The sequence below is a fragment of the Streptomyces sp. NBC_00669 genome (assembly GCF_036226785.1).
Lineage (GTDB): Bacteria > Actinomycetota > Actinomycetes > Streptomycetales > Streptomycetaceae > Actinacidiphila.
On the sequence record NZ_CP109018.1, the window covers coordinates 7,005,410 to 7,025,649 of the forward strand.

The window sequence follows — 20,240 nt, forward strand, 5'->3', positions numbered from 1 at the left end:
ACAATTCCTTGCTGTTCGCTCCCTCTCATGTGAAAGAGTAGTTGCTCTCGGAGATGCTTGATGGATCGCAGGATTGTTACCCCTGGGAGTTGGATGACTCGTGGGGTCGGAGAAACTGGAGTGGACATGGAAGCTGGCGCGCTACCTCCGGACCTCGCCGACGGAAACGCCGATGATTTCTCCGTATCGATTGAATCGATTTTGCTCTCGAATGGATTTCGGGTTGAAACTCCGAAAACGGGAGTCACTGTTATCGTCGGGGGAAATAATGTAGGAAAGTCGACGTTCCTGAGGCAGTCGAGTGAGTATCTGCGTCGCGGAGTAGGGCAGGCTCGGAATATTGATCGCTGGCGATTGGTTTCCGAAGTTGAGGTGGATATCGCCGGGAGTGTTCGGGACTGCGCAGCCTGGCTTGTCGAGAATCACGGCCTATATTATAGGAGCGGGTTGGTTCACTTTGGCGGTTCTGGACCGGTAAATGAACACAGCGTCCGCCTTATGTATCAGTTCCGTGGGCAAGAACCCGACACTTTCTCTGATCTTTTTGATCTTTTTGCGCTATTTGGCGATCCATGGCAGAGGGTGGGTTTCGTCCAACCTCAAGAAATGCGGGATAATATTGACTCGCCCGCGCTCACTCCTATCCATAGAGTTGAAGACTCCCTGGAGCTATTGGAGGAGATCAAGGGGATCTGTAGGGAGGTGTTTAGGCAAGAATTGACGCTCGATTCAATGGCTAAGATGATCCAATTGAGGGTGGGGGCTGTAGATTTGAAGGCGCCGCCTGCTGACGCTGTCACTCGTGAGTACCGAATGAGCGTGGCAAGTCTCCCTCCGCTGAATGAGCAAGGAGAAGGTATGAAGAGCCTAATCGGTCTCCTCCTTCCGCTAATCTCCGCGCTTCGTCCTATTGTTTTCATCGACGAGCCAGAAGCGTTCCTGCATCCGCCGCAAGCCAACGCGCTGGGGCGCATCCTGGGCAGAATCGCTAAAGAGAAGAAAATTCAAGTAGTCCTGGCAACGCATGATAAAAATCTGCTAACTGGCATCCTGGCGTCCAGCGTAGATACGACGGTGGTTAGGTTGGATCGGAGTCAGGGTGGAGAATCGACGGCTCACCAACTCGCTGTAGATGAAATTAGAGAGTTGTGGAGCGATCCTCTGCTGAAATACACTAACGTGCTGGATTCACTGTTCCATAGACTTACGGTGATTGGCGAGTCGGATCGTGATTGCCGCTTCTACTCCGCTGCTTTGGGTGAGCACGAACCAGTTTCTGAAATTCCAATTCCCGCCACCGATGTGCTATTTGTGCCCGCTTATGGTAAGTCGGCAATGCATAAGCTGGCGGGCGCGCTGCGATCCATCCATGTGCCAACTGTCGTCATTCCAGATATTGATATATTGAATGACGAAGCGAATATTTCACGACTTGTGAGCGCTGTCGGTGGGGACTGGGGGCTTCTTCGTCATAGCTATGATATTGCGACGGCCCAGTTTAGGGGGCAGCGAGGAACTCCGGTCACCGTGGGCCACGTCGTGGCGGCCGTGAATTCCGTGTTCGCTGGGCGCGAGAGCGAGCCATTTGACGCTAAGGCTAAAGCTGAATTGAGCGTTCAGCTCCGTATCCAAGAAAGCCCGTGGGCGGAATTGAAGAAGTACGGGGAGCTCGCATTTCGTGGACAGTCCGCTCCGGCGGCTCAAGAGCTTATCGGTGCATTGGATGATTTGGGAATCGTTCTTGTGACCGTTGGGGAACTTGAGGGGTTCGCTCCTAGCTTGCCAGTGGCCAAGGGACCGGCATGGCTATCAGCAGCCTTGGCGTCGGGTGCGCATCGAGAACGTCCCGCCCGTGAACACATTCTGCGCTGTGTGGCACTGCTTGATCGCGATCCGGGCAGAAGAGCCAATCTACCGAGATGATCCGCCGTCGGGGCCGTCCATGGGCCGTCAGGCGTCAGCCACGGGCGACCGACAACGACCAACGACGACCGCTCCGCCGCAGGTCACGCGGCCGGGCGGTCGTCGTCGGGCAGGTGGGCAGGGCGCGGCGTCAGTTCCTGCGCAACAAGAAGCAGGAGTGGGAGGAGTACCGCTCCGAGGTCACCGCGTTCGAGCTGCGGAAGAACCTGCCGAACCTGTAACCGCAGGTCGGCGACTGAGCGAGGCGCCCCCGGGCCCGCCTTAGGGCGGTGCTCCGGGGGTGGCAGGACAGGGGTGCCCGGGGGCGGGTCAGCGGACGCGGCCCTCGTCCTCGTCGGTGTCGGAGTCCTCGCCGGGGACGTGGACGTCGCGGACGTTGATGTTGATCTCGACGACCTCGAGTCCGGTCATCAGCTCCACCGCGCTGGTGACGCTGCCCCGGATGTCGGAGGCGGTCTCGGCGATGTGCGTGCCGTAGTCGACGACCACGTCGATGTCGAGGGCCGCCTGCTCCTCGCCGACCTCGACCTTCACCCCGCGGGTGTGGTCGTCGGAGCGGGAGACGCGGTCGCGGACCGCCCCCACGGCACGAGCGGCGCCGCCGCCCATCGCGTAAACCCCTTCGACCTCCCGGGTGGCGATCCCGGCGATGGTGGCCACCACCGTGTTGGCGATCGTCGTCTTCCCGGCGGTGTCCTTCTTGCGCCCGGGTGCTGTCTTCGCAGTGCTCTCCGCGGTTGTCATGGGGCAAGCCCCTTCCCTCTCGACTGCTCGCTGACGAAATGCGGGCTCCCTACCACTGTGAACCCGCACCGGCACCCGTGCCACTCTGATGCCGTAAGGGTCCGCGCGGGTCACACTGGGTGGATGGGCGCGCACACGGTCTGGTACGTCTCCTACGGCTCGAACACGCATCTCGCCCGGCTGACCCGGTACCTGGTCGGGGGCCGTCCGGCGGGCGGCGCGCGGGCCTACCCGGGGTGCCGGGACGCCGCGCCGCCGGCCAGATCCGTGCCGTGGGAGCTGCCCGGCACCGTGTACTTCGCGACGCACTCCCCGGTGTGGGGCGGCGGCCGTGCCTTCTACGACCCGGACACGCCCGGCCGCGCCCTGGCCCGCGCGCACCTGATCACCGTCGGCCAGTTCTCCGACATCGCCGCACAGGAGATGTACGCCGAGCCCGGCCGCGACCTCGACCTCACGCGGGTGCTGGCCACCGGGCGGGACCGGCTGGGTCCGGGCCGCTACGAGACGCTGGTGCGGGCCGGCTCGCTGGACGGCGTGCCGCTGCTGACGTTCACCGCGCCCTGGTCGATGGCCGAGGTGCCGTGGACGGTGCCGTCCGCCGCCTACCTCGACCACCTCGCGGCGGGCCTGCGCGAGGCGGGCGGCCGGCGTGCCTCGGACATCGCGCGCTACCTCGCCGCACGTCCGGGCGCGGCCGGGCACTGGATCGCGCGCGACGGGGTACTCGTGCCCGCGCGGCAGGTCGATCCGGCGAACCCGCAGGCCCCGCAGGGCGCCCCGGGCCCGCCGGACGGCTAGGCTCGGAAGGGCGACTGGAGCGGGTGCGGCCGTTGGCCGTGCGGTGAGTGCGGGTTGTAGTGCGGGTTGAGTGTGGTGACCCCCGGGAGGGCCGATGCAGGGGCGACGCAGCAGTACCTTCTCCCGGTTGCTGCGGCACGGCTTCACCGATGCCGCGACCGCCGAGCGCCTGCTGGAGGACGACGTGCTGGCGGGCGTACGCGGTGACCCGGTGCTGCTCGAAGCGCTCGGCGCCACCGCCGACCCCGACCAGGCGCTGCTCGGCCTGGTCCGGCTCGCCGAGGCACTGGACCCGGGCGAGCGCCGCACCCTGCTGGACACCGTGACCAGCGCCAAACCGCTGCGGGACCGGCTGCTGGGCGTGATGGGCGCCTCCGAGGCGCTGGGCGACCACCTGGCCCGGCACCCCGAGGACTGGCACGCCCTGGTGACGTACGAGGCGCGCGACCTGCACCCGGGGGTCGAGGAGTTCGAGGAGGGGCTGGCCGCCGTCCGCACCCCGGACGCGCTGCGCGCGGCGTACCGGCGGTGCCTGCTCGGCATAGCGGCCAGGGACGTCTGCGGCACCAACGACCTGGTGCGTACCGCCGCGGAGTTGGCCGACCTGGCGACGGCCACGCTGCGGGCCGCGCTGGCGATCGCCGCCGCGGAGCTGCCGCAGGACGCGGCGGCCTGCCGGCTCGCGGTGATCGGGATGGGCAAGTGCGGCGGCCACGAACTGAACTACGTCTCCGACGTGGACGTCATCTTCGTCGCGGAACCGGCCGAGGACGCCGCCGAGGGCGACGGCACCGCCGACGACACCGCGGCGCTGCGGTCCGCGACCCGGCTGGCCGTGCGGATGATGGGCATCTGCTCCGACACCACCGCCGAGGGCACCATCTGGCCGGTGGACCCCAACCTGCGGCCCGAGGGCAAGAACGGCCCGCTGGTGCGCACCCTCAGCAGCCACGTCGCGTACTACCACCGCTGGGCGAAGACCTGGGAGTTCCAGGCGCTGTTGAAGGCGCGGCCGGTCGCCGGGGACGCCGCGCTGGGCGCCGAGTACGTCGCCGCGATCCGCCCGATGGTGTGGCAGGCCGCCGAGCGGGAGAACTTCGTCACCGACGTGCAGGAGATGCGCCGGCGGGTCGTCGACACCATCCCCGCCGCGCAGGTCGAGCGGGAGCTGAAGCTCGGCCCCGGCGGGCTGCGCGACGTGGAGTTCGCGGTGCAGCTCCTCCAACTCGTGCACGGCCGCAGCGACACGAGCCTGCGCAGCGCCACCACCCTCACCGCGCTCGCCGACCTGGCCCGGGGCGGCTACGTCGGCCGCGCCGACGCCGCCGCGCTGGACGCCGCCTACCGCTTCCTGCGGCTGATGGAACACCGCATCCAGCTCCAGAAGATGCGCCGCACCCACCTGGTGCCCGACGACGAGGCGGGACTGCGCCGGCTCGGCCGGGGCCTGGGCTTTCGCGCGGAGCCGGTGCAGAGCCTCAACCGGGAGTGGAAGCGGCACGCCCGCGAGGTGCGGCGGCTGCACGAGAAGCTGTTCTACCGCCCGCTGCTGGACGCCGTCGCCCAACTCGACAGCGACGAGACGCGGCTGAGCACCGACGCCGCCCGGACCCGGCTCCAGGCGCTCGGCTACGCCGACCCGGTCGCGGCGATGCGCCACCTGGAGGCGCTGGCCAGCGGGGTGAGCCGCAAGGCCGCGATCCAGCGCACCCTGCTGCCGGTGCTGCTCGGCTGGTTCGCGGACTCCGCCGACCCGGACGCGGGGCTGCTGGGCTTCCGCAAGGTCTCCGACGCGCTGGGCAAGACCCCGTGGTACCTGCGGCTGCTGCGCGACGAGGGCGCCGCCGCCCAGCGGTTGGCCCGGGTGCTCTCCTCCGGCCGGCTCGCCCCCGACCTGCTGATGCGCGCCCCCGAGGCGGTCGCCCTGCTCGGCTCCAGGGACGGCCTGATCCCGCGCGACCACCTGGCGCTTGAGCAGGAGGTGCTGGCCGCCGTCGGCCGCGCGGACAGCCCCGAGCAGGCCATCGCGGCCGTGCGCGGGGTCCGCCGCCGCGAGCTGTTCCGCACCGCCGCCGGCGACCTGATCGACACCTACGGCGACGACGAGGAGTCCGACGGCCCGCTCGACCCGGCCGTCCTCGTCGACCGGGTCGGCACCGCCGTGTACGGGCTGACCTCGGCCACCGTGGCCGGCGCGCTGCGGGCCGCGGTCAACGCGGTCACCGGCGGCGACGCCCACCCGCTGCCCACCCGCCTCGCCGTGATCGGCATGGGCCGCTTCGGCGGTCGCGAACTCGGCTACGGCTCCGACGCCGACGTGATGTTCGTGCACGAGCCGCGCGAGGGCGCCGACAGCGGCGACGCCGGCCGGGCCGCGATCGCCGTCGCCAACGAGCTGCGCCGGCTGCTGCAGATCCCCACCGCCGACCCGCCGCTGCTGATCGACGCCGACCTGCGGCCGGAGGGCAAGTCCGGCCCGCTGGTGCGCAGCCTGGCGTCGTACGAGGCGTACTACCGGCGCTGGTCGCTGGGGTGGGAGAGCCAGGCGCTGCTGCGGGCCCGCCCGGTGGCCGGCGACCTGGAGCTGGGGGAGCGGTTCATCGCGCTGATAGACCCGTTGCGCTACCCCGAGGACGGTCTCGAAGAGGAGGCGGTGCGCGAGATCCGCCGGCTCAAGGCGCGGATGGAGAGCGAGCGGATGCCGCGTGGCGCCGACCGCACCACCCACGCCAAGCTCGGCCGCGGTGGGCTGTCCGACGTGGAGTGGACGGTGCAGCTGCTCCAACTCCAGCACGGCGCCCGGCTGCCGTCGCTGCGTACCACCGGCACCCGGGACGCGCTGGCCGCCGCGCACACCGAGGGTCTGATCGCGGAGCCGGACCTGCGGATACTGGACGAGGCGTGGGTGCTGGCGACGCGGGTGCGCAACGCGGTGATGCTGGTCCGCGGCCGCCCCGGCGACACCTTCCCCGGCGACGGGCGGGAGCTGGCCGCGGTGGGCCGCTACCTCGGCTACCCGGCCGGCCACGTCGGGGACATGCTGGAGGACTACCGCCGCCGTACCCGCCGCGCCCGCGCGGTGGTGGAGCGGCTGTTCTACGAGGCGTGACGCGGATCGGGCGCAAGCGGGAGGGGTGCGGGACCTGCGGGTTCGGGACCTTCGGGTTGAAGCCCCGGGCCCGGGGCCTGCCGCGCTCAGGGCCTGCCTCGGTCAGCGCTTCGCGGTGTGCTGCTCCTCCAACTGCTGCTCCCAGGACCGCGGCAGGTGGTACACCCACCGTCCGTACAGCAGGCACACCAGGCCGTAGCCGGCGCCGAGGCAGACCACGCCGCCGATCGCGTCCAGCCAGAAGTGGTTGCCGGTGGCGATGATCACCGTGAGGGTGAACAGCGGGTAGAGCAGGGCCACCACCCGCACCCACTTCCGCTTGGCCAGGTTGAAGACGGTGACGCCGCACCACAGCGACCAGCCGATGTGCATCGACGGCATCGCCGCGTACTGGTTCGACACGTGCGCCAGGCTGCCCTGGGAGAGCGAGCCCCAGGTGTGGTGCACGGCGACCGTGTCGATGAAGCCGGCGCCGGCCAGCAGCCGCGGCGGGGCCAACGGATAGGCCCAGAAGCCGATCAGCGCCAGCCAGGTGGTCGCGAACAGCACCAGCCGGGGCGGCGCGTAGCGGTCGGGGTGGGCGACGTACAGCCACACCAGCACACCGATGGTGATCACGAAGTGCAGTGAGGCGTAGTAGTAGTTCATCCCCACGATCAGCCATGTCACCGAGTTCAGCGCATGGTTGACGCTGTGCTCGATGCCGAGGTCGAGGTGGCGTTCGAAGCTCCACACGTCGGCGGCGTGCCGCAGCGCGGTGCTGCGCTCGGCGGGGACCGCGTTGCGGATCAGGGAGTACACCCAGTAGCTGACGCCGATCAGCACCAGTTCGAACCAGAGCCGGGGCCGGCGCGGGGTGCGCAGCCGGTGCAGCAGCGCGCCGGGCGACCAGCCGGGGCCGGGCGCCCGATAGGCGCCGCCCGCGCCCCGCCCGGCGCCGTTTCCGGCGGCGTCCGAAGGGTCGGTACGACGGTCCTTCAGCGACTTGGCGGTGTTGGCGGTCGATTCCCCCATGGGACACCAGTCTGCCAGACCCGGCCGGTCAAACGGGTGCCATGCCCGCTGAACCGGACATCCCGCGTGTCGTGCCCGACCGCCACCGGTCAACCGCCCGCCGGCGCCCCGCGGTCGGCGGGTCCGGCGGCCGTCGAGCCGCGGACCACCAGTTCGGGCATGAAGACGAACTCGCTGTGCGGGGGCGGGTTGTCGCCGATCTCCTCCAGCAGCGCGTTCACCGCGGCCTGACACATGGCGGGAACCGGCTGCCTGATGGTGGTCAGCGGCGGATCGGTGAAGGCGATCAGCGGGGAGTCGTCGAAACCGACCACCGAGATGTCGCCGGGCACCGTGTGGCCCAGTTGCCGGGCGGCACGGATCGCGCCGAGCGCCATCATGTCCGAGGCGCAGACGATCGCGGTGCAGCCGTCGGCTATCAGCGCGCCGGCCGCGGCCTGCCCGCCCTCCAGCGTGTACAGCGAGTGCTGCACCAGCGCCTGGGCGTCGTCGGCGGACAGCCCCAGCACGTCGCCCATGGACGCGAGGAAGCCCTCGATCTTCCGCTGCACCGGCACGAACCGTTTCTGCCCGACGGCCAGGCCGATCCTGCGGTGCCCGAGCGCGGCCAGGTGCGTGACGGCCAGCCGGACCGCGGCGCGGTCGTCCACCGACACCGACGGCGCGTCGATCTTGTCGGAGTGGCCGCTGATCAGTACGAACGGCACGCCCTGGCCCTTGAGCCGGGCGTACCGCTCGGTGTCGGCGGTGGAGTCGGCGTGCAGGCCGGAGGCGAAGATGATGCCCGCCACCCCGCGCTCGACCAGCATCTCCACGAGTTCGTCCTCGGTGGAGCCGCCCGGGGTCTGGGTGGCCAGCACCGGGGTGTAGCCCTGCCGGGTCAGCGCCTGGCCGATGACCTGCGCCATCGCCGGGAAGATCGGGTTCCCCAACTCGGGCGTGATCAGCCCGACCAGGCCGGCGCTGCGCTGCCGCAACCGGACCGGGCGTTCGTACCCGAGCAGGTCCAGCGCGGCCAGCACGGATTCACGGGTGGCCGCGGAAACACCTGGCTTGCCGTTGAGCACCCGGCTGACCGTCGCCTCACTGACCCCCGCCTGGGCTGCGATGTCTGCGAGCCGCGCGGTCACAGCACCGGATGCTACGGGGCGGAACACCGCCATGTCAGATCGCCCACCAAATTGCCGTGTCGGCGGCGATCGTGACGAATTCGCCCGAACCTCCGGTAATCGGGTCGCCGTCGGTACCCAGCGGGTCGGGTCGCCGGGTGTCCGGGCGCCGGGTGTCCGGTGCCGCGGCCGGTCCCTCGCTGGACAGCAGCAGCCGTCCCGGCCGGGGCAGCCGTACCGGGGAGGAGGTGGGGTTGAGGGTGCAGACGAAGGCGCCGCCGGTCGCGTCACGGCGGAAGGCGAGCACCCCCTCGGGCGCGTCGAGCCAGTCCACGGCGGTGCCGGCGCCGAGCGCGGGGTGGTCGCGGCGCACCGCGAGCGCGGCGCGGTACAGCTCCAGGGTCGAGTCGGGGTCGCCGGTCTGCGCCTCGACGCTCAGCTCGGCCCACTGCCCGGGCTGCGGCAGCCAGCTCGGCCCGCCCTCGGCCGGCCCGAAGCCGTACGGCGCGGCCCCGCCCGACCACGGGATCGGCACCCGGCAGCCGTCACGGAAGCCGTCCTGCCCGGCCGCGCGGAAGAACGACGGGTCCTGGCGCACCTCGTCAGGCAGGTCGGTGACGTCGGGCAGCCCCAACTCCTCGCCCTGGTAGAGGTAGGCCGAGCCGGGCAGGGCCAGCATCAGCAAGGTCGCCGCGCGGGCCCGGCGCAGGCCGAGCGCGCGGTCGCCCGGGGTGCGCAACTGGGTCGGCGGCGCCTCGGGGTTCTGCCCCGCGCTGACCGGCGGGAGGTTGCCGAGCCGGGTGGTGTGCCGGGTCACGTCGTGGTTGGACAGCACCCAGGTCGCGGGCGCGCCGACCGCGCCCATCGCGTGCAGCGACCGGTCGATCACCTCGCGCAGCGCGCCCGCGCTCCAACCGGCGGTCAGGTACTCGAAGTTGAACGCCTGGTGCAGCTCGTCGGGGCGCAGGTAGAGCGCGGCCCGCTCGATGGTCGGCGTCCACGCCTCGGCGACCGCGATCCGCTCCCGACCGCCGGCCGCTCCCACCGGCCCGTACTCGTCCAGGATCTGCCGCCAGTCCCGGTAGATCTCGTGCACGCCGTCCTGGTCGAAGTACGGCATCGCGGCGGTGCCCAGCAGCGCCACCTGGCCGGAGTGGCCGATGTCGGGCAGGCCCTCGGCCTTCACCAGGCCGTGCGCGACGTCGATCCGGAAGCCGTCGATGCCCAGGTCCAGCCAGAACCGCAGCACCGAGCGGAACTCGTCGTGCACCGCGCGGTGGTTCCAGTTGAAGTCCGGCTGCTCGGGGGCGAACAGGTGCAGGTACCACGCGCCGGGGGTGCCGTCCGGTTCGGTGACGCGGGTCCAGGCCGGGCCGCCGAAGATGGACTCCCAGTCGTTGGGCGGCAGTTCGCCGTGCGCGCCCTTGCCGGCGCGGAAGTGGAAGCGGTCGCGGGCCGCGGAGCCCGGGCCCTCGCGCAGCGCCTGCTTGAACCATTCGTGCTGGTCGGAGCAGTGGTTCGGCACCAGGTCCACGATGACGCGCAGGGACAGCGCGTGCGCGGCGCGCACCAGGTCGTCGGCGTCGGTGAGGTTGCCGAACATCGGGTCGACCGCGCGGTAGTCGGCGACGTCGTAGCCGGCGTCGGCCTGCGGGGAGGCGTAGAACGGCGACAGCCACACCGCGTCGACGCCGAGGTCCCGCAGGTAGGGCAGCCGGGCGGTGACGCCCGGCAGGTCGCCCATGCCGTCGCCGTTGCCGTCGGCGAAGCTGCGCGGATAGACCTGGTAGATCACCGCGTCGCGCCACCAGTCTCCGCGCCCGGCGTCTGCGTCGGTCGCGGCGGCGGTGCTGGGCGCGTCGGTGAGGTGCTGGCTCATTGATTCCCTTTGGGGTTCGGGGGAACGACTAAGTGGCGTGCGGACGTGCGCGGGTGTGCGTCCGGGGTGCCGGGCGCTGATGCGGGGCCCGGGGTCCGGGGTCGGGGTGCCGGGCGCTGGGTCCGGGTCGGGTGCGGGGTGCTGGGCGCGTCAGCCCTTGGTGCCGCCGGCCGTCAGACCGGTGACCAGGTGACGCTGGACGAGCAGGAAAACGACGGCCGCGGGTATCGCGATGAGCACCGAACCCGCGGTCATCGCACCCCAGTTGGCGCGGATGCTGGACGCGTACGTGGGCAGTCCCGCGGCCAGGGTGTAGTGCGTCTTCATGAACTGGCTGGAGTAGGCGACCTCGCCCCACGCGGTGAGGAAGCTGTAGAACGCGGTGACCGCCAGGCCCGGCCGGGCCAGCGGCAGGATCAGCCGCCAGAAGGTGCCGAACGGGCTGAGGCCGTCCATCCGGCCCGCCTCGTCGATCTCCCGCGGGATGGTGTCGAAGTAGCCCTTGAGCATCCACGCGCAGAACGGCACGGCGATGGTGCAGTACACCAGCACCAGGCCGAGGTAGCTGTCGAGCAGGTCCAGCCGGGCCATCAGGTTGTACAGCGGGACGATCAGCACCGCGACGGGGAACATCTGGGTGACCAGGAAGATCCACATCAGCTGCCGGTGGCCGGGGAACTTCATCCGGGAGATCGCGTAGCCGGCGCTGGCCGCGATGAACACGCCCAGCAGCATCGTGGCGCCGGCGACGATCACCGAGTTGAGCATCCAGTGCGGGAAGCCGCTGTGCAGCAGCACGAACCGGTAGTTGTCCAGGCCCAGATGGTGGATCACCTGGCCGGGCTGCTGCCAGGCGCTGTCCGGGCCGAGCGAGATGAAGACGATCCACAGCACCGGGAAGACCGCGACGGCGCTGGCGGCGATCAGGGTGGCGTGCAGGGCGAGCGAGGCGCCCGTGCCGCGCTCTCCGCGGCCACGCGGTGTGCGGCCGTCCTGTCCGCGGCCGGGCCGCACCGGGCTGCGCGGGTTCCGGCCGCGCTGAATGGTGGCACTCATGGGTGACGGCTCCTCAGCTCTGCTCGGTCTTGATGCGGCTGCGGTAGAAGGTGGAGAAGGCCACCAGGATCAGCAGGATGACGATGCCGTACGACGCGGCGCCGGCGTAGTCGGAGATGCCGACGAACGCCTTCTCGTAGGCGAACGTCACGAGGATGTCGGTGTCGCCGCTGGTGTTGCTGCCCAGCAGCAGGTAGATGATCGGGAACATGTTGAACGTCCACACGGTGCTCAGCAGGATCACCGTGCTGGTCACCGGGCGCAGCCCGGGCACCGTCACGTTCGTGAAGCGCTGGAACGGGGAGGCGCCGTCCATCTCCGCGGCCTCGTAGAGCTCGCCCGGGATCGACTGGAGGCCGCCGAGGATCGCCACCATCATGAACGGCACGCCGCACCAGACGTTGACGATGATGACCGCGACCTTCTGCGCGAACGGCGTGCCCAGCCAGTCCTGGGACGGCAGCCCGACGACGTTGATGACGTCGTTGAAGACGCCGTACTGCGAGTTGAACATCAGCCGCCAGGCGAACACCCCGACGAAGGCGGGCACCGCCCACGGCAGGATCAGCGCGAGCCGGTACAGCAGCCGGAACCGCATCGGCCGGTTGAGCAGCACCGCCATGCCCAGCCCGATGGAGTAGGTGATCCCGACGCAGGCGACGGTCCAGATCACCGTCCACTCCAGCCGCGGGTAGAAGTCGCCGTCCTGGCCGGAGATGATCTGCCAGTAGTTGTGCAGGCCGACGAAGTGGTAGCTGGCCGGCACGTGCACGGGGCCGATGTCGGTGGCGACGTTCTGCGCGGTGGCGTTGGTGAAGGACAGGTAGACGCCGTATCCGAGCGGGTACAGCACCAGGACGCCGAGGACGATCACCACGGGGGCGACCATCGCCCAGGCGTACCAGTGCTTGTCCCAGGAGCGGGCGATCGACGTCAGCAGGCCCTGCCTGGGCTCCTTGGACCGCGCGGGGCGGCCGGGGCGCTCGGCCCGTTCTACGGTGGCGGTGGTCATCTCTCCTCGGCTCTGTCGTTGCCTGGGGCGGGTGGAGGACCGGGCCGGCCGGTCGGGCGCGTGGGCCCGCCCGCCGCGTGCTGCGGCGGGCGAGACCCCGGCCGGCCGGCCCGGAGCCGGTGGGTGCTACTGCACCGAGTAGTCCGGCAGCAGCTTGCCGAACTGCTTGGCCGCGTCGTCCAGTCCGCCCTGGACGGTGGCCTTGCCCTGGAGGATCTTGATGTACTCCTGCTGGAGCGGGGTGAACAGGCTGCCGACCTGCGGGAGCGCGACCCGCGGCCGGGCGGTGTCCAGGATCGGCTTGAACCCGGCGATCTGCGGGCTCTTCAGCACGTCGGCGGTGTACGCCGAGGTGCGGGTGGGCAGCGTCCCGTTCTTCACCGCGATCTGCTCCTGGCTGGCGGTGGAGGTCATGAACTGGGTGAACAGGTAGGCCGCGGGGAGGTTCTTCGAGCCCTGGTAGACGGCCAGGTCCTGGCCGCCGGTCGGGGCGAGCGGCTTGCCGGTGGAGCCGGCCGGCACCGACGCGTAGCCGAGGTTGCCGCCGTCCTTGAAGGCCGAGCCGGTCAGGTCGTCGCCGACCGACCAGGGGCCCTGGATCAGCATGGCGACCTTGCCGGTCTTGAACGACGTCTGCATGTTGTCGTAGGCGTTGGCGAAGTCGATCTTCAGCGAGGAGGTGTCGTAGATCTTCTTCGCCTCGGTGACGGCCTTGACCGCCTCCGGGGAGTTGACGGTGACCTTCTTCGCGGACGGGTCGGCCAGGTCGGCGCCCTCACCGAAGAGGAAGGGCAGCAGGAAGTACGAGTCGGGGTTCATGTAGGTGCCGGTGACGCCGGTCTTCGCCTTGATCTTCGCGGAGTCGGCGACCATCTCGTCCCAGGTGGTCGGGGGCTTGGCGATGCCGGCCTGGGCGAACAGCTTCTTGTTGTAGAGCAGCCCGAGGGTGTCGGTGACCGACGGCACGGCGTACGACTTGCCTTCGTACTTCGTGGTGTTGAGCGGCCCGGCCACGAAGTCGCCCGTGTCGGTGAGGGCGGTGGTGCCGTCCAGCGGCGCGATGTAGTGCAGCGAGGCGTACTCCGGGATCAGCCCGACGTCGGTCCTGATCACGTCGGGCGCGCCCTTGCCGCTCTGCGCGGCGGTCTTGAACTTCTGCTCCACGGTGGTGAAGTCCACGTTCTGGTAGTTCACCTTGATCTTGGGGTACTTCTTCTCGAAGCCGGAGATCAGCGCCTTGTACGCCGGTGCCTCGACCTTCGCGTCGGAGGTGTCCCAGTACGTGACCGTGCCCGACACCTGGGCGGGGTCCTTCGCCTTGCCGCTGTCCTGCGTGCTGCCACTGCCACTGCCGCCGCCACAGGCGGTGGCACCGAGGACGATGGCCGCGGCCATCGCCACGACGGATATGCCGCGTCGCATACCTGACTCCTTGATGAGGGAAGTGCCCGTTCACCCGATCCGACGTCGAACGACCCCACCCACAGGCCGTTTCCGCTCGGGCTGGGCAGGACCGTAACAGCGGTGCAACACTTTGCGAAAGAGGCTGCAAGAAACTTTCTGCAAGAGCCTGCACCGCCGATCCACCGCCCCTCCGCCCCCACCCGAGGGCTCCCGGCCCCCGACGGCGCCCCCGGCGACCCCTCCGCGTCCTGCCCACCCGAAAACGCTTACGCCCTTTTGCAGCAACCCGGTTGCCGCCCCACCCCACCCCTCGAACACCTCCGCCGGACCGAGGCCAAGCCCGGGTCCGGCGAAGGGGGTGTGCAGGGTTGGTGGGTGAGTCCGGCTCAGCCGGCGTTCGTGAAGAGTTCGTCGACGGTGCTGAGGTCGGCAGGACCTCGATCGCCGGTTGGTGCGGAATCCGCACGCCGAGGATGCCGAAGACGGGGGTGAGGAGTTCGGGGCGGTCCTGGAATATGCGATGCGACGCTTCGTGTCGGGAAGTGACCATGGAGTGACCATATGAGAGCCGTTCGGATGCAAGCTGCTGATCGGGAGTTGATCACCCGATGGAGTGATTTGACCGGATGAATCGGCCAACTTCCTGGCCGGAAAGAGCCGAAGGGAGCTCGCTGTGAGCTTTCCGGGGAGCGGGGTCTGCACAACATCCGCACAGGGGCTGCGTGTTGCGGGCACGACCTTCACGGGGGCGTCGCAAGTGAGGCGTGTCACCCATGCCCCGGGTGGGGGAACCTTTGGGGCATCTTGCGCGTCCATGTACCCATGAGCACCCCGCAACTCGAGATCCGGCACGCCTCGATCGAGGATTTGGACGAGATCTGTGGAGTCCACGCCCGAGCCAGGGCCACGTATTACGGGGGACACCTGGCGAGTGAGGTCTACAGCGGGCCGGCCGAGTTGGAGCGGCAGCGGGCGGGGACCGCGCAGGCGATCGTCTCGCGGGAGCGCACCGTGCTGTGCGCGACGCGGCAGGATCACATCGTGGGGTTCGCGGTGCTCGGCGCCCGGTTCGACGGCGACGAGCTGTTCCACTTCCACATCGACCCCGAGGTGTGGCGCACCGGCACCGGCACCGCGCTGCACCAGGCGTGCGTCGCCGAGTGGCAGGCCGCCAAGGTCGCCGTGGCCCGCCTGGAGGTCTTCGCGCCGAACGCCCGCGCCCGCGCTTTCTACGCCCGGCAGGGCTGGGAGGAGGACGGCCGCGACGACGACCACGTGACGATGCGGCTCCTGGTGCCGCAACTCCCGGCCCAGCCCCCGGTCCTGACCCCGAGCCCGGCGCCCTCCCAGCCGTCCTAGCCCGACCCGGGCTCCGGCCCCTTTCGGCTCGCCCGGCCCCGGCCCGTCCTAGTCGTTGCCCAGCGGCGCCAGCGGCTTGCCGTCGGTGAGGCGCCCGGTGAGGGCCGCACGGGTGCCGCGCGCGGCCGGGGTCGCCAGGAAGGGCCCCTCGGACGTGGCGTTCACCCCGTGCGTCGCCCTGATCGACGCGGTGTCACGGCTGCCGGCCGCCAGCAGGTACCAGTGGTCCGCGGGCGACTTCCACATCACCCCGGCCATCACATGCTGGTCGAAGCGGCTGCACGCGTTCCCGTCGGCCTGCTGCCCGGCCAGCGTGCCGAGTTCGTCGGCCTTCGCGGCGGGCGGCACGAACTGGACCAGCGCGATGCCCGGCCCCCGCCAGGTGTCCGCCCGGTCGCACGTCCACGACGCGTCGCCCGCGCCCTCGGGCAGCGCGGTGTCCGCGAACTCCCAGTCGTTGACGGCCTTCACGCCCTGCCCGCGCAGCTCGACCAGCCGGCACGCGCTGTGCGCCCAACTCACCAGCGCCTTCGGCCCGGTGGCCTCCACCGGCGGCGCCGCCTCGCCCACGGACGGCGGCGGGGTGTACGTGAGGTGCACCGGCGCGAGGTCGCCGAGGTCGGTGAGCAGGAAGGAGTGCTTCTCGGCGATCGAGCTGGAGGAGCGCAACTGCATCACCGGCCAGGTCGTCCCGCACGCCGCGGAACCGGTGGTCCCCGCGGTCGCGCCCGCGCCCGGCATCGGCACCGGGTCGGTCACGCCGTCCGCGGAACGGTGCAGGTCGGTGGCCGCCTGGTCCGGCTTGAACAGGTCCCTGACCTGCGTCTGTGCCACCCACGGCGCGGTCAGGAAGCGGGCGTTGCCGTCCACCCGGTCCACCAGCAGCGCCGCCGACGTGGTCAGATCCGCGTCCTCGGCCTGCGCGAAGTCCAGCGCGGCCCGGCCGGAACCGGTCCTCGGCTGGGCGTAGCGCACCACCCGCAGCCCGTCGTAGAAGATCACCACGGTCGCGGCGTCCTCGTCCCCGGCGAAGAGCAGTTGCGGCGGCTGCGCGGGGCCGCTCCTGGGGGTGCCCGCGGTGGAGCTGACGTCCACCGACGCCCCGGGGTTCGCCCACACCGACAGCGCCCGGCCGAGCAGCGCGGTGTCCTTCGTACGGTTGCCGCGCGCCGGCCAGGCCGAGAAGTCCAGCCGGGCGGTGGCCTTCCACTGGGTGGCCGGCACCCGGACCAGCGAGGCCGGGTCCAGCGCGTGCGGGTCGGCGGCGGGCGTGCCGGAAGCCGCGTAGTGCTGCGAGGAGGAGCCGCTGCCGGCGATCGCGAACAGCAGCGCGCCGGCGGCGACCACCGCGGCCGCGCCGCCGCCGATCCGTCCCCGGCGGCGGCGCCGCAGCAGGTCGGTGGGGCGCAGTTGCAGCGTGCAGGCGTCGAACTCGCCCGACGCCATCAGCCGTCGGCCCGCGGCCGGGCCCGCCGCCGTCGTGCCGGAGCGGGTCCCGGCACCGGTGAACGCGCCGCTGCCCAGGCCCAGGTCCAGGCCCGGACCGGCGTCGACGCCCGCACCCGTCACGACCCCGGTCACCATGCCCGGCATGGCGCCCGTACCGGTGCCGCCCGCGGCCGCCTGCGCGGGGATGCGGACGCCGGCCGCCGCCCGTACCGCCTCGCGCGGGTCGCTCACGCCCGCCGCGTCCAGCACGCCGCGCGCGTCCGGCTCGCCCAGGGCCTCCGCGGACATCAGCGCGTACGCCGCCCGGGCCGGGGCCGGCAGCGCGGACAGCGCGCGGTAGAGCGCCAACTCCCCGTCACCGCCCGCCTGCGGGTGCGCCCGCAGCCCCACCACCCGTGGCATCCGTACGCCCTCCAGGGCCGCCCGCAGCCGGCCCTGGTCGCCGAACTCCAGTGCCGCGCGCAGCACCCGCACCCGCAGCACCCCGTACGCGCCGCCCTGCCGCGAGGGTGCGGGCGAGGTCGGCAGCGCGGACTGCACCAGCCGGTGCGCGGCCATCGCCCGGCGGTGCTTGCCGAGGCCGGCCGGCAGCGTCACGTAGGCCAGCCGTACCAGCCGCGGGTAGTGCTCGATCAGGGCCGCCTCGGCCTGCGCCACCGACACGGTGGCGGACGAGCCGCGGGAGGATGCGGAGGTCTCGGATGCCGCTTGCGTCTTCACGCAGTGTCGAACGAGCCGTCAGTGCGATGGTCACCCGGCGGCGTCACCCGATCGTGTGAGCGCCGCGGCGGCGGGACGCCGGAGGGACAACGGCAAGGGCGCCCCCGCCGGTTCGGCGGAGGCGCCCCCTCGCGGGCCGGAGTGGTACGGACCCGGTCTCAGACCAGGCCGGCCTTCTCCAACGCGCTGCCGCAAGTGTCCACGATCAGCCGCGTCACCACGTACGGGTCGATGTTCGCGTTCGGGCGGCGGTCCTCGATGTAGCCCTTCTGGTCCACCTCGACCTGCCACGGGATGCGCACCGACGCGCCGCGGTTGGAGACGCCGTAGCTGTACTCGTTCCACGGGGCGGTCTCGTGGGCGCCGGTGAGGCGGTGCTCGACGCCGGGGCCGTAGTTCTTGATGTGCTCCAGCGGCTTGTCGTCGCGGCCCAGCGCCTCGGCGGCCTCGATGATCGCCTCGTAGTTCTCGCGCATCTTCTTGGTGGAGAAGTTGGTGTGCGCGCCCGCGCCGTTCCAGTCGCCCTTGGCGGGCTTGGGGTCGAGGGTGGCGGAGACGCCGAAGTCCTCGGCGGTGCGGTAGAGCAGCCAGCGCGCCACCCACAGGTGGTCGGAGACCTCCAGCGGGCTGAGCGGGCCGACCTGGAACTCCCACTGGCCCGGCATCACCTCGGCGTTGATGCCGGAGATGCCCAGGCCCGCGGCGAGGCAGTTGTCGAGGTGCTTCTCCACCACCGGGCGGCCGAAGATCTCGTCGGCGCCGACGCCGCAGTAGTAGCCGCCCTGGGGCGCGGGGAAGCCGTTCTCCGGGAAGCCGAGCGGGCGCGAGCCCTGGAAGAACGTGTACTCCTGCTCGATGCCGAACAGCGACTCCTGGTCGGCGAACTTCTCGGCGATCTCCCGCAGCGCCGCGCGCGTGTTGGACTCGTGCGGGGTGCCGTCGATGTCGAAGACCTCGCACAGCACGAGCTTGTCGTCGCCGCCGCGGATCGGGTCGGCGAAGGTGGCGACCGGCTTGAGTACGCGGTCCGAGGCGTGACCCTCGGCCTGGTTGGTGCTGGAGCCGTCGAAGCCCCAGATCGGCAGCTCGGCGCCGTCGGCGAGAATCCTCGTCTTCGAGCGGAGCTTGGCCGTCGGCGCGGTGCCGTCTATCCAGATGTACTCAGCCTTGTAGGTCACGGTGACGCCATCCTTAACGAACGTGAGCGCGGGTGCGGCCCCGAGCCGCGCTGATCGGGCCGGTACGCAGCGTCCCAACGGCGGTTTTCCCATCCGTTGCCCAGGTGTTAACCACGTGTGAACTGACCGCCGTGACCAGCGGGAACCTCCTCATCCGCCCCGCCCGTCCCAGAGGGTGCCCGCATTACCCGGGCCGGCACCCGGCCCGGGTAGGGTCGGTGACATGCCGCACAGCATCGTGGAGTACTCCGCCGAACTCGCCGACACCTTCGACCGACCCCGTTTCGCCAAGGGCCTGCACGAAGCCCTCGTGCGGATCGCCGGCGGCCGGGCCGCGGGCTGCAAGACCCGCTTCGTCCGGCTCGACGAGACGTACATCGCCGACGGATCACCGGGCTACGCCATGGTCCACGTGCAGGCCGGCATCCTGTCCGGCCGCACCCCGCAGGTGAGGCGGGAGCTGGCCGAGGCGGTGCTGGAACTGCTGCGCGACTCCGTCCCGCCGCTGCCGGCCGCGGAGCTCCAGATGTCGGTCGACGTACGGGAGCTGGACAGCGAGACGTACGCCCGCCACGAGACGCCGGCGGTGAGTTCATGACGCTGCGGGTGGGGCTGTTCGGGACCGGCCCGTGGGCGTCGAAGGCGCACGCACCCGCGCTGGCCGCCCACCCGGGCGTGGAACTGGCCGGGGTGTGGGGGCGCCGGCCGGAGGCGGCCGAGCAACTGGCGCGGGAGTTCGGCGGGCGCGCGTACGGGGACCCCGACGCGCTGATCGACGACGTGGACGCGGTGGCGATCGCCCTGCCGCCGTCCCTCCAGGCACCGCTGGCCGCGAAGGCGGCGCGGGCCGGACGCCACCTGCTGCTGGACAAGCCGCTCGCGCAGACCGTCGAGGCCGCGCGGGAGGTGGTCGCGGCCGTGGAGTCCACCGGGGTGCGCTCAGTGGTGTTCTTCACGCTGCGCTTCGACGCCGGCGCGTCCGGGTGGCTGGAGCGCCAGGCCGCGGCCGGGCAGTGGTTCACCGGCCGCGCCGACTGGTACGGCGCGGTCTTCGGCGGCGACACCAGCCCGTACGCCGACTCGCCGTGGCGGCGGGAGAAGGGCGGGCTGTGGGACGTCGGCCCGCACGCCCTGTCGGTGCTGCTGCCGGTGCTCGGCGACGCCACCGAGGTGCACGCGGCCCGCGGCCCGGGCGACCTGGTCCACCTGACGCTGCGGCACGACTCCGGCGCGTCGAGCACCTCCGTACTGACGCTGACCTCGCCGCCGGCCGGCGCCGGCGTGGCGATCGAGTTCCGGGGCGCGCCCGGGATCGCGACGTTTCCCGACGGTGTCAGCGGCCCGGCGACCGACGCGATGGCGCGCGCGATCGACGCGCTGACCGCCGCGGAGCCGCACCCGTGCGACGCCCGGTTCGGGCTGCGGGTCACGGAGATCCTTGCCGCGGCGGAGGAAGCGCTCGGCTCGTAGGGGTTCTGGCCTC

Annotated in this window: 15 protein-coding genes and 1 pseudogene; 7 read left to right on the forward strand and 9 right to left on the reverse strand. The window is 71.0% G+C overall.

Annotated features, from left to right (window positions below; all coding sequences use genetic code 11):
• The first annotated feature begins 126 nt into the window (after positions 1 to 126).
• A complete protein-coding gene (locus OG896_RS29540; RefSeq protein ID WP_329374363.1) occupies positions 127 to 1,923 on the forward strand; it encodes an ATP-dependent nuclease in 1,797 nt (598 codons plus the stop codon).
• A gap of 134 nt (positions 1,924 to 2,057) precedes the next feature.
• Positions 2,058 to 2,144: pseudogene (locus OG896_RS29545) on the forward strand (glutamine synthetase); the annotation flags it as partial.
• 88 nt (positions 2,145 to 2,232) lie between these two features.
• On the opposite strand, the gene OG896_RS29550 reads toward OG896_RS29545, so the two are convergent.
• Positions 2,233 to 2,667, reverse strand: a complete 435-nt coding sequence (locus OG896_RS29550) for an Asp23/Gls24 family envelope stress response protein (RefSeq protein WP_329370223.1) — start codon at positions 2,665 to 2,667, stop codon at positions 2,233 to 2,235.
• A 123-nt stretch (positions 2,668 to 2,790) separates the two neighbouring features.
• On the opposite strand from OG896_RS29550, the gene OG896_RS29555 reads away from it, so the two are divergent.
• Both OG896_RS29555 and OG896_RS29560 read left to right on the forward strand, forming a co-directional pair.
• On the forward strand, positions 2,791 to 3,468 hold the full coding sequence (locus tag OG896_RS29555) for a histone deacetylase (protein ID WP_329370225.1): 678 nt from the start codon (positions 2,791 to 2,793) through the stop codon (positions 3,466 to 3,468).
• 94 nt (positions 3,469 to 3,562) lie between these two features.
• Positions 3,563 to 6,577: a bifunctional [glutamine synthetase] adenylyltransferase/[glutamine synthetase]-adenylyl-L-tyrosine phosphorylase gene (locus tag OG896_RS29560; protein ID WP_329370227.1), complete on the forward strand. Its 3,015-nt coding sequence runs from the start codon at positions 3,563 to 3,565 to the stop codon at positions 6,575 to 6,577.
• Between the two features lie 102 nt (positions 6,578 to 6,679).
• Here the strand turns inward: OG896_RS29560 and OG896_RS29565 are convergent, their stop codons facing one another.
• The 6 genes from OG896_RS29565 to OG896_RS29590 all read right to left on the reverse strand — a co-directional run bounded on the left by OG896_RS29565 (position 6,680) and on the right by OG896_RS29590 (position 14,069).
• Positions 6,680 to 7,591: a phosphatase PAP2 family protein gene (locus OG896_RS29565; protein WP_329370229.1), complete on the reverse strand. Its 912-nt coding sequence runs from the start codon at positions 7,589 to 7,591 to the stop codon at positions 6,680 to 6,682.
• Between the two features lie 89 nt (positions 7,592 to 7,680).
• The gene (locus OG896_RS29570; RefSeq protein ID WP_329370231.1) at positions 7,681 to 8,721 is read right to left on the reverse strand and encodes a LacI family DNA-binding transcriptional regulator; all 1,041 of its coding nucleotides are present in this window, start codon (positions 8,719 to 8,721) and stop codon (positions 7,681 to 7,683) included.
• Between the two features lie 34 nt (positions 8,722 to 8,755).
• Positions 8,756 to 10,579, reverse strand: a complete 1,824-nt coding sequence (locus OG896_RS29575; protein WP_443057173.1) for a glycoside hydrolase family 13 protein — start codon at positions 10,577 to 10,579, stop codon at positions 8,756 to 8,758.
• A 150-nt stretch (positions 10,580 to 10,729) separates the two neighbouring features.
• Entirely contained in the window at positions 10,730 to 11,635 is a 906-nt protein-coding gene (locus tag OG896_RS29580; RefSeq protein WP_329370233.1) for a sugar ABC transporter permease, read from the reverse strand.
• 13 nt (positions 11,636 to 11,648) lie between these two features.
• Complete coding sequence (locus tag OG896_RS29585; RefSeq protein WP_402445287.1) at positions 11,649 to 12,647, reverse strand: carbohydrate ABC transporter permease; 999 nt, start codon at positions 12,645 to 12,647, stop codon at positions 11,649 to 11,651.
• 126 nt (positions 12,648 to 12,773) lie between these two features.
• Positions 12,774 to 14,069: an extracellular solute-binding protein gene (locus tag OG896_RS29590; RefSeq protein WP_329370234.1), complete on the reverse strand. Its 1,296-nt coding sequence runs from the start codon at positions 14,067 to 14,069 to the stop codon at positions 12,774 to 12,776.
• Positions 14,070 to 14,873: 804 nt separating this feature from the next.
• Here OG896_RS29590 and OG896_RS29595 point away from each other — a divergent pair.
• Entirely contained in the window at positions 14,874 to 15,410 is a 537-nt protein-coding gene (locus tag OG896_RS29595) for a GNAT family N-acetyltransferase (RefSeq protein ID WP_329370236.1), read from the forward strand.
• A gap of 48 nt (positions 15,411 to 15,458) precedes the next feature.
• Here the strand turns inward: OG896_RS29595 and OG896_RS29600 are convergent, their stop codons facing one another.
• Entirely contained in the window at positions 15,459 to 17,579 is a 2,121-nt protein-coding gene (locus tag OG896_RS29600; RefSeq protein WP_329370237.1) for a hypothetical protein, read from the reverse strand.
• Between the two features lie 158 nt (positions 17,580 to 17,737).
• Positions 17,738 to 18,757 carry a glutamine synthetase gene (gene glnII, locus OG896_RS29605; RefSeq protein ID WP_328463203.1) on the reverse strand — a complete coding sequence of 340 codons (1,020 nt, stop codon included), beginning with the start codon at positions 18,755 to 18,757 and terminating at the stop codon, positions 17,738 to 17,740.
• A 223-nt stretch (positions 18,758 to 18,980) separates the two neighbouring features.
• On the opposite strand from glnII, the gene OG896_RS29610 reads away from it, so the two are divergent.
• Together OG896_RS29610 and OG896_RS29615 are read left to right on the forward strand one after the other, a co-directional pair.
• Positions 18,981 to 19,355 carry a 5-carboxymethyl-2-hydroxymuconate Delta-isomerase gene (locus OG896_RS29610; protein WP_329370240.1) on the forward strand — a complete coding sequence of 125 codons (375 nt, stop codon included), beginning with the start codon at positions 18,981 to 18,983 and terminating at the stop codon, positions 19,353 to 19,355.
• Positions 19,356 to 19,357: 2 nt separating this feature from the next.
• Positions 19,358 to 20,227: a Gfo/Idh/MocA family protein gene (locus OG896_RS29615; protein ID WP_329374365.1), complete on the forward strand. Its 870-nt coding sequence runs from the start codon at positions 19,358 to 19,360 to the stop codon at positions 20,225 to 20,227.
• Positions 20,228 to 20,240 lie beyond the last annotated feature (13 nt).

Bases quoted from the DNA above. Each gene is read 5' to 3' on its own strand.
- OG896_RS29540 (WP_329374363.1), top strand. From the start codon at position 127: ATGGAAGCTGGCGCGCTACCTCCGGACCTCGCCGACGGAAACGCCGAT.
- OG896_RS29550 (WP_329370223.1), bottom strand. From the start codon at position 2,667: ATGACAACCGCGGAGAGCACTGCGAAGACAGCACCCGGGCGCAAGAAG.
- OG896_RS29555 (WP_329370225.1), top strand. From the start codon at position 2,791: ATGGGCGCGCACACGGTCTGGTACGTCTCCTACGGCTCGAACACGCAT.
- OG896_RS29560 (WP_329370227.1), top strand. From the start codon at position 3,563: ATGCAGGGGCGACGCAGCAGTACCTTCTCCCGGTTGCTGCGGCACGGC.
- OG896_RS29565 (WP_329370229.1), bottom strand. From the start codon at position 7,591: ATGGGGGAATCGACCGCCAACACCGCCAAGTCGCTGAAGGACCGTCGT.
- OG896_RS29575 (WP_443057173.1), bottom strand. From the start codon at position 10,579: ATGAGCCAGCACCTCACCGACGCGCCCAGCACCGCCGCCGCGACCGAC.
- OG896_RS29580 (WP_329370233.1), bottom strand. From the start codon at position 11,635: ATGAGTGCCACCATTCAGCGCGGCCGGAACCCGCGCAGCCCGGTGCGG.
- OG896_RS29585 (WP_402445287.1), bottom strand. From the start codon at position 12,647: ATGACCACCGCCACCGTAGAACGGGCCGAGCGCCCCGGCCGCCCCGCG.
- OG896_RS29590 (WP_329370234.1), bottom strand. From the start codon at position 14,069: ATGCGACGCGGCATATCCGTCGTGGCGATGGCCGCGGCCATCGTCCTC.
- OG896_RS29595 (WP_329370236.1), top strand. From the start codon at position 14,874: ATGAGCACCCCGCAACTCGAGATCCGGCACGCCTCGATCGAGGATTTG.
- OG896_RS29610 (WP_329370240.1), top strand. From the start codon at position 18,981: ATGCCGCACAGCATCGTGGAGTACTCCGCCGAACTCGCCGACACCTTC.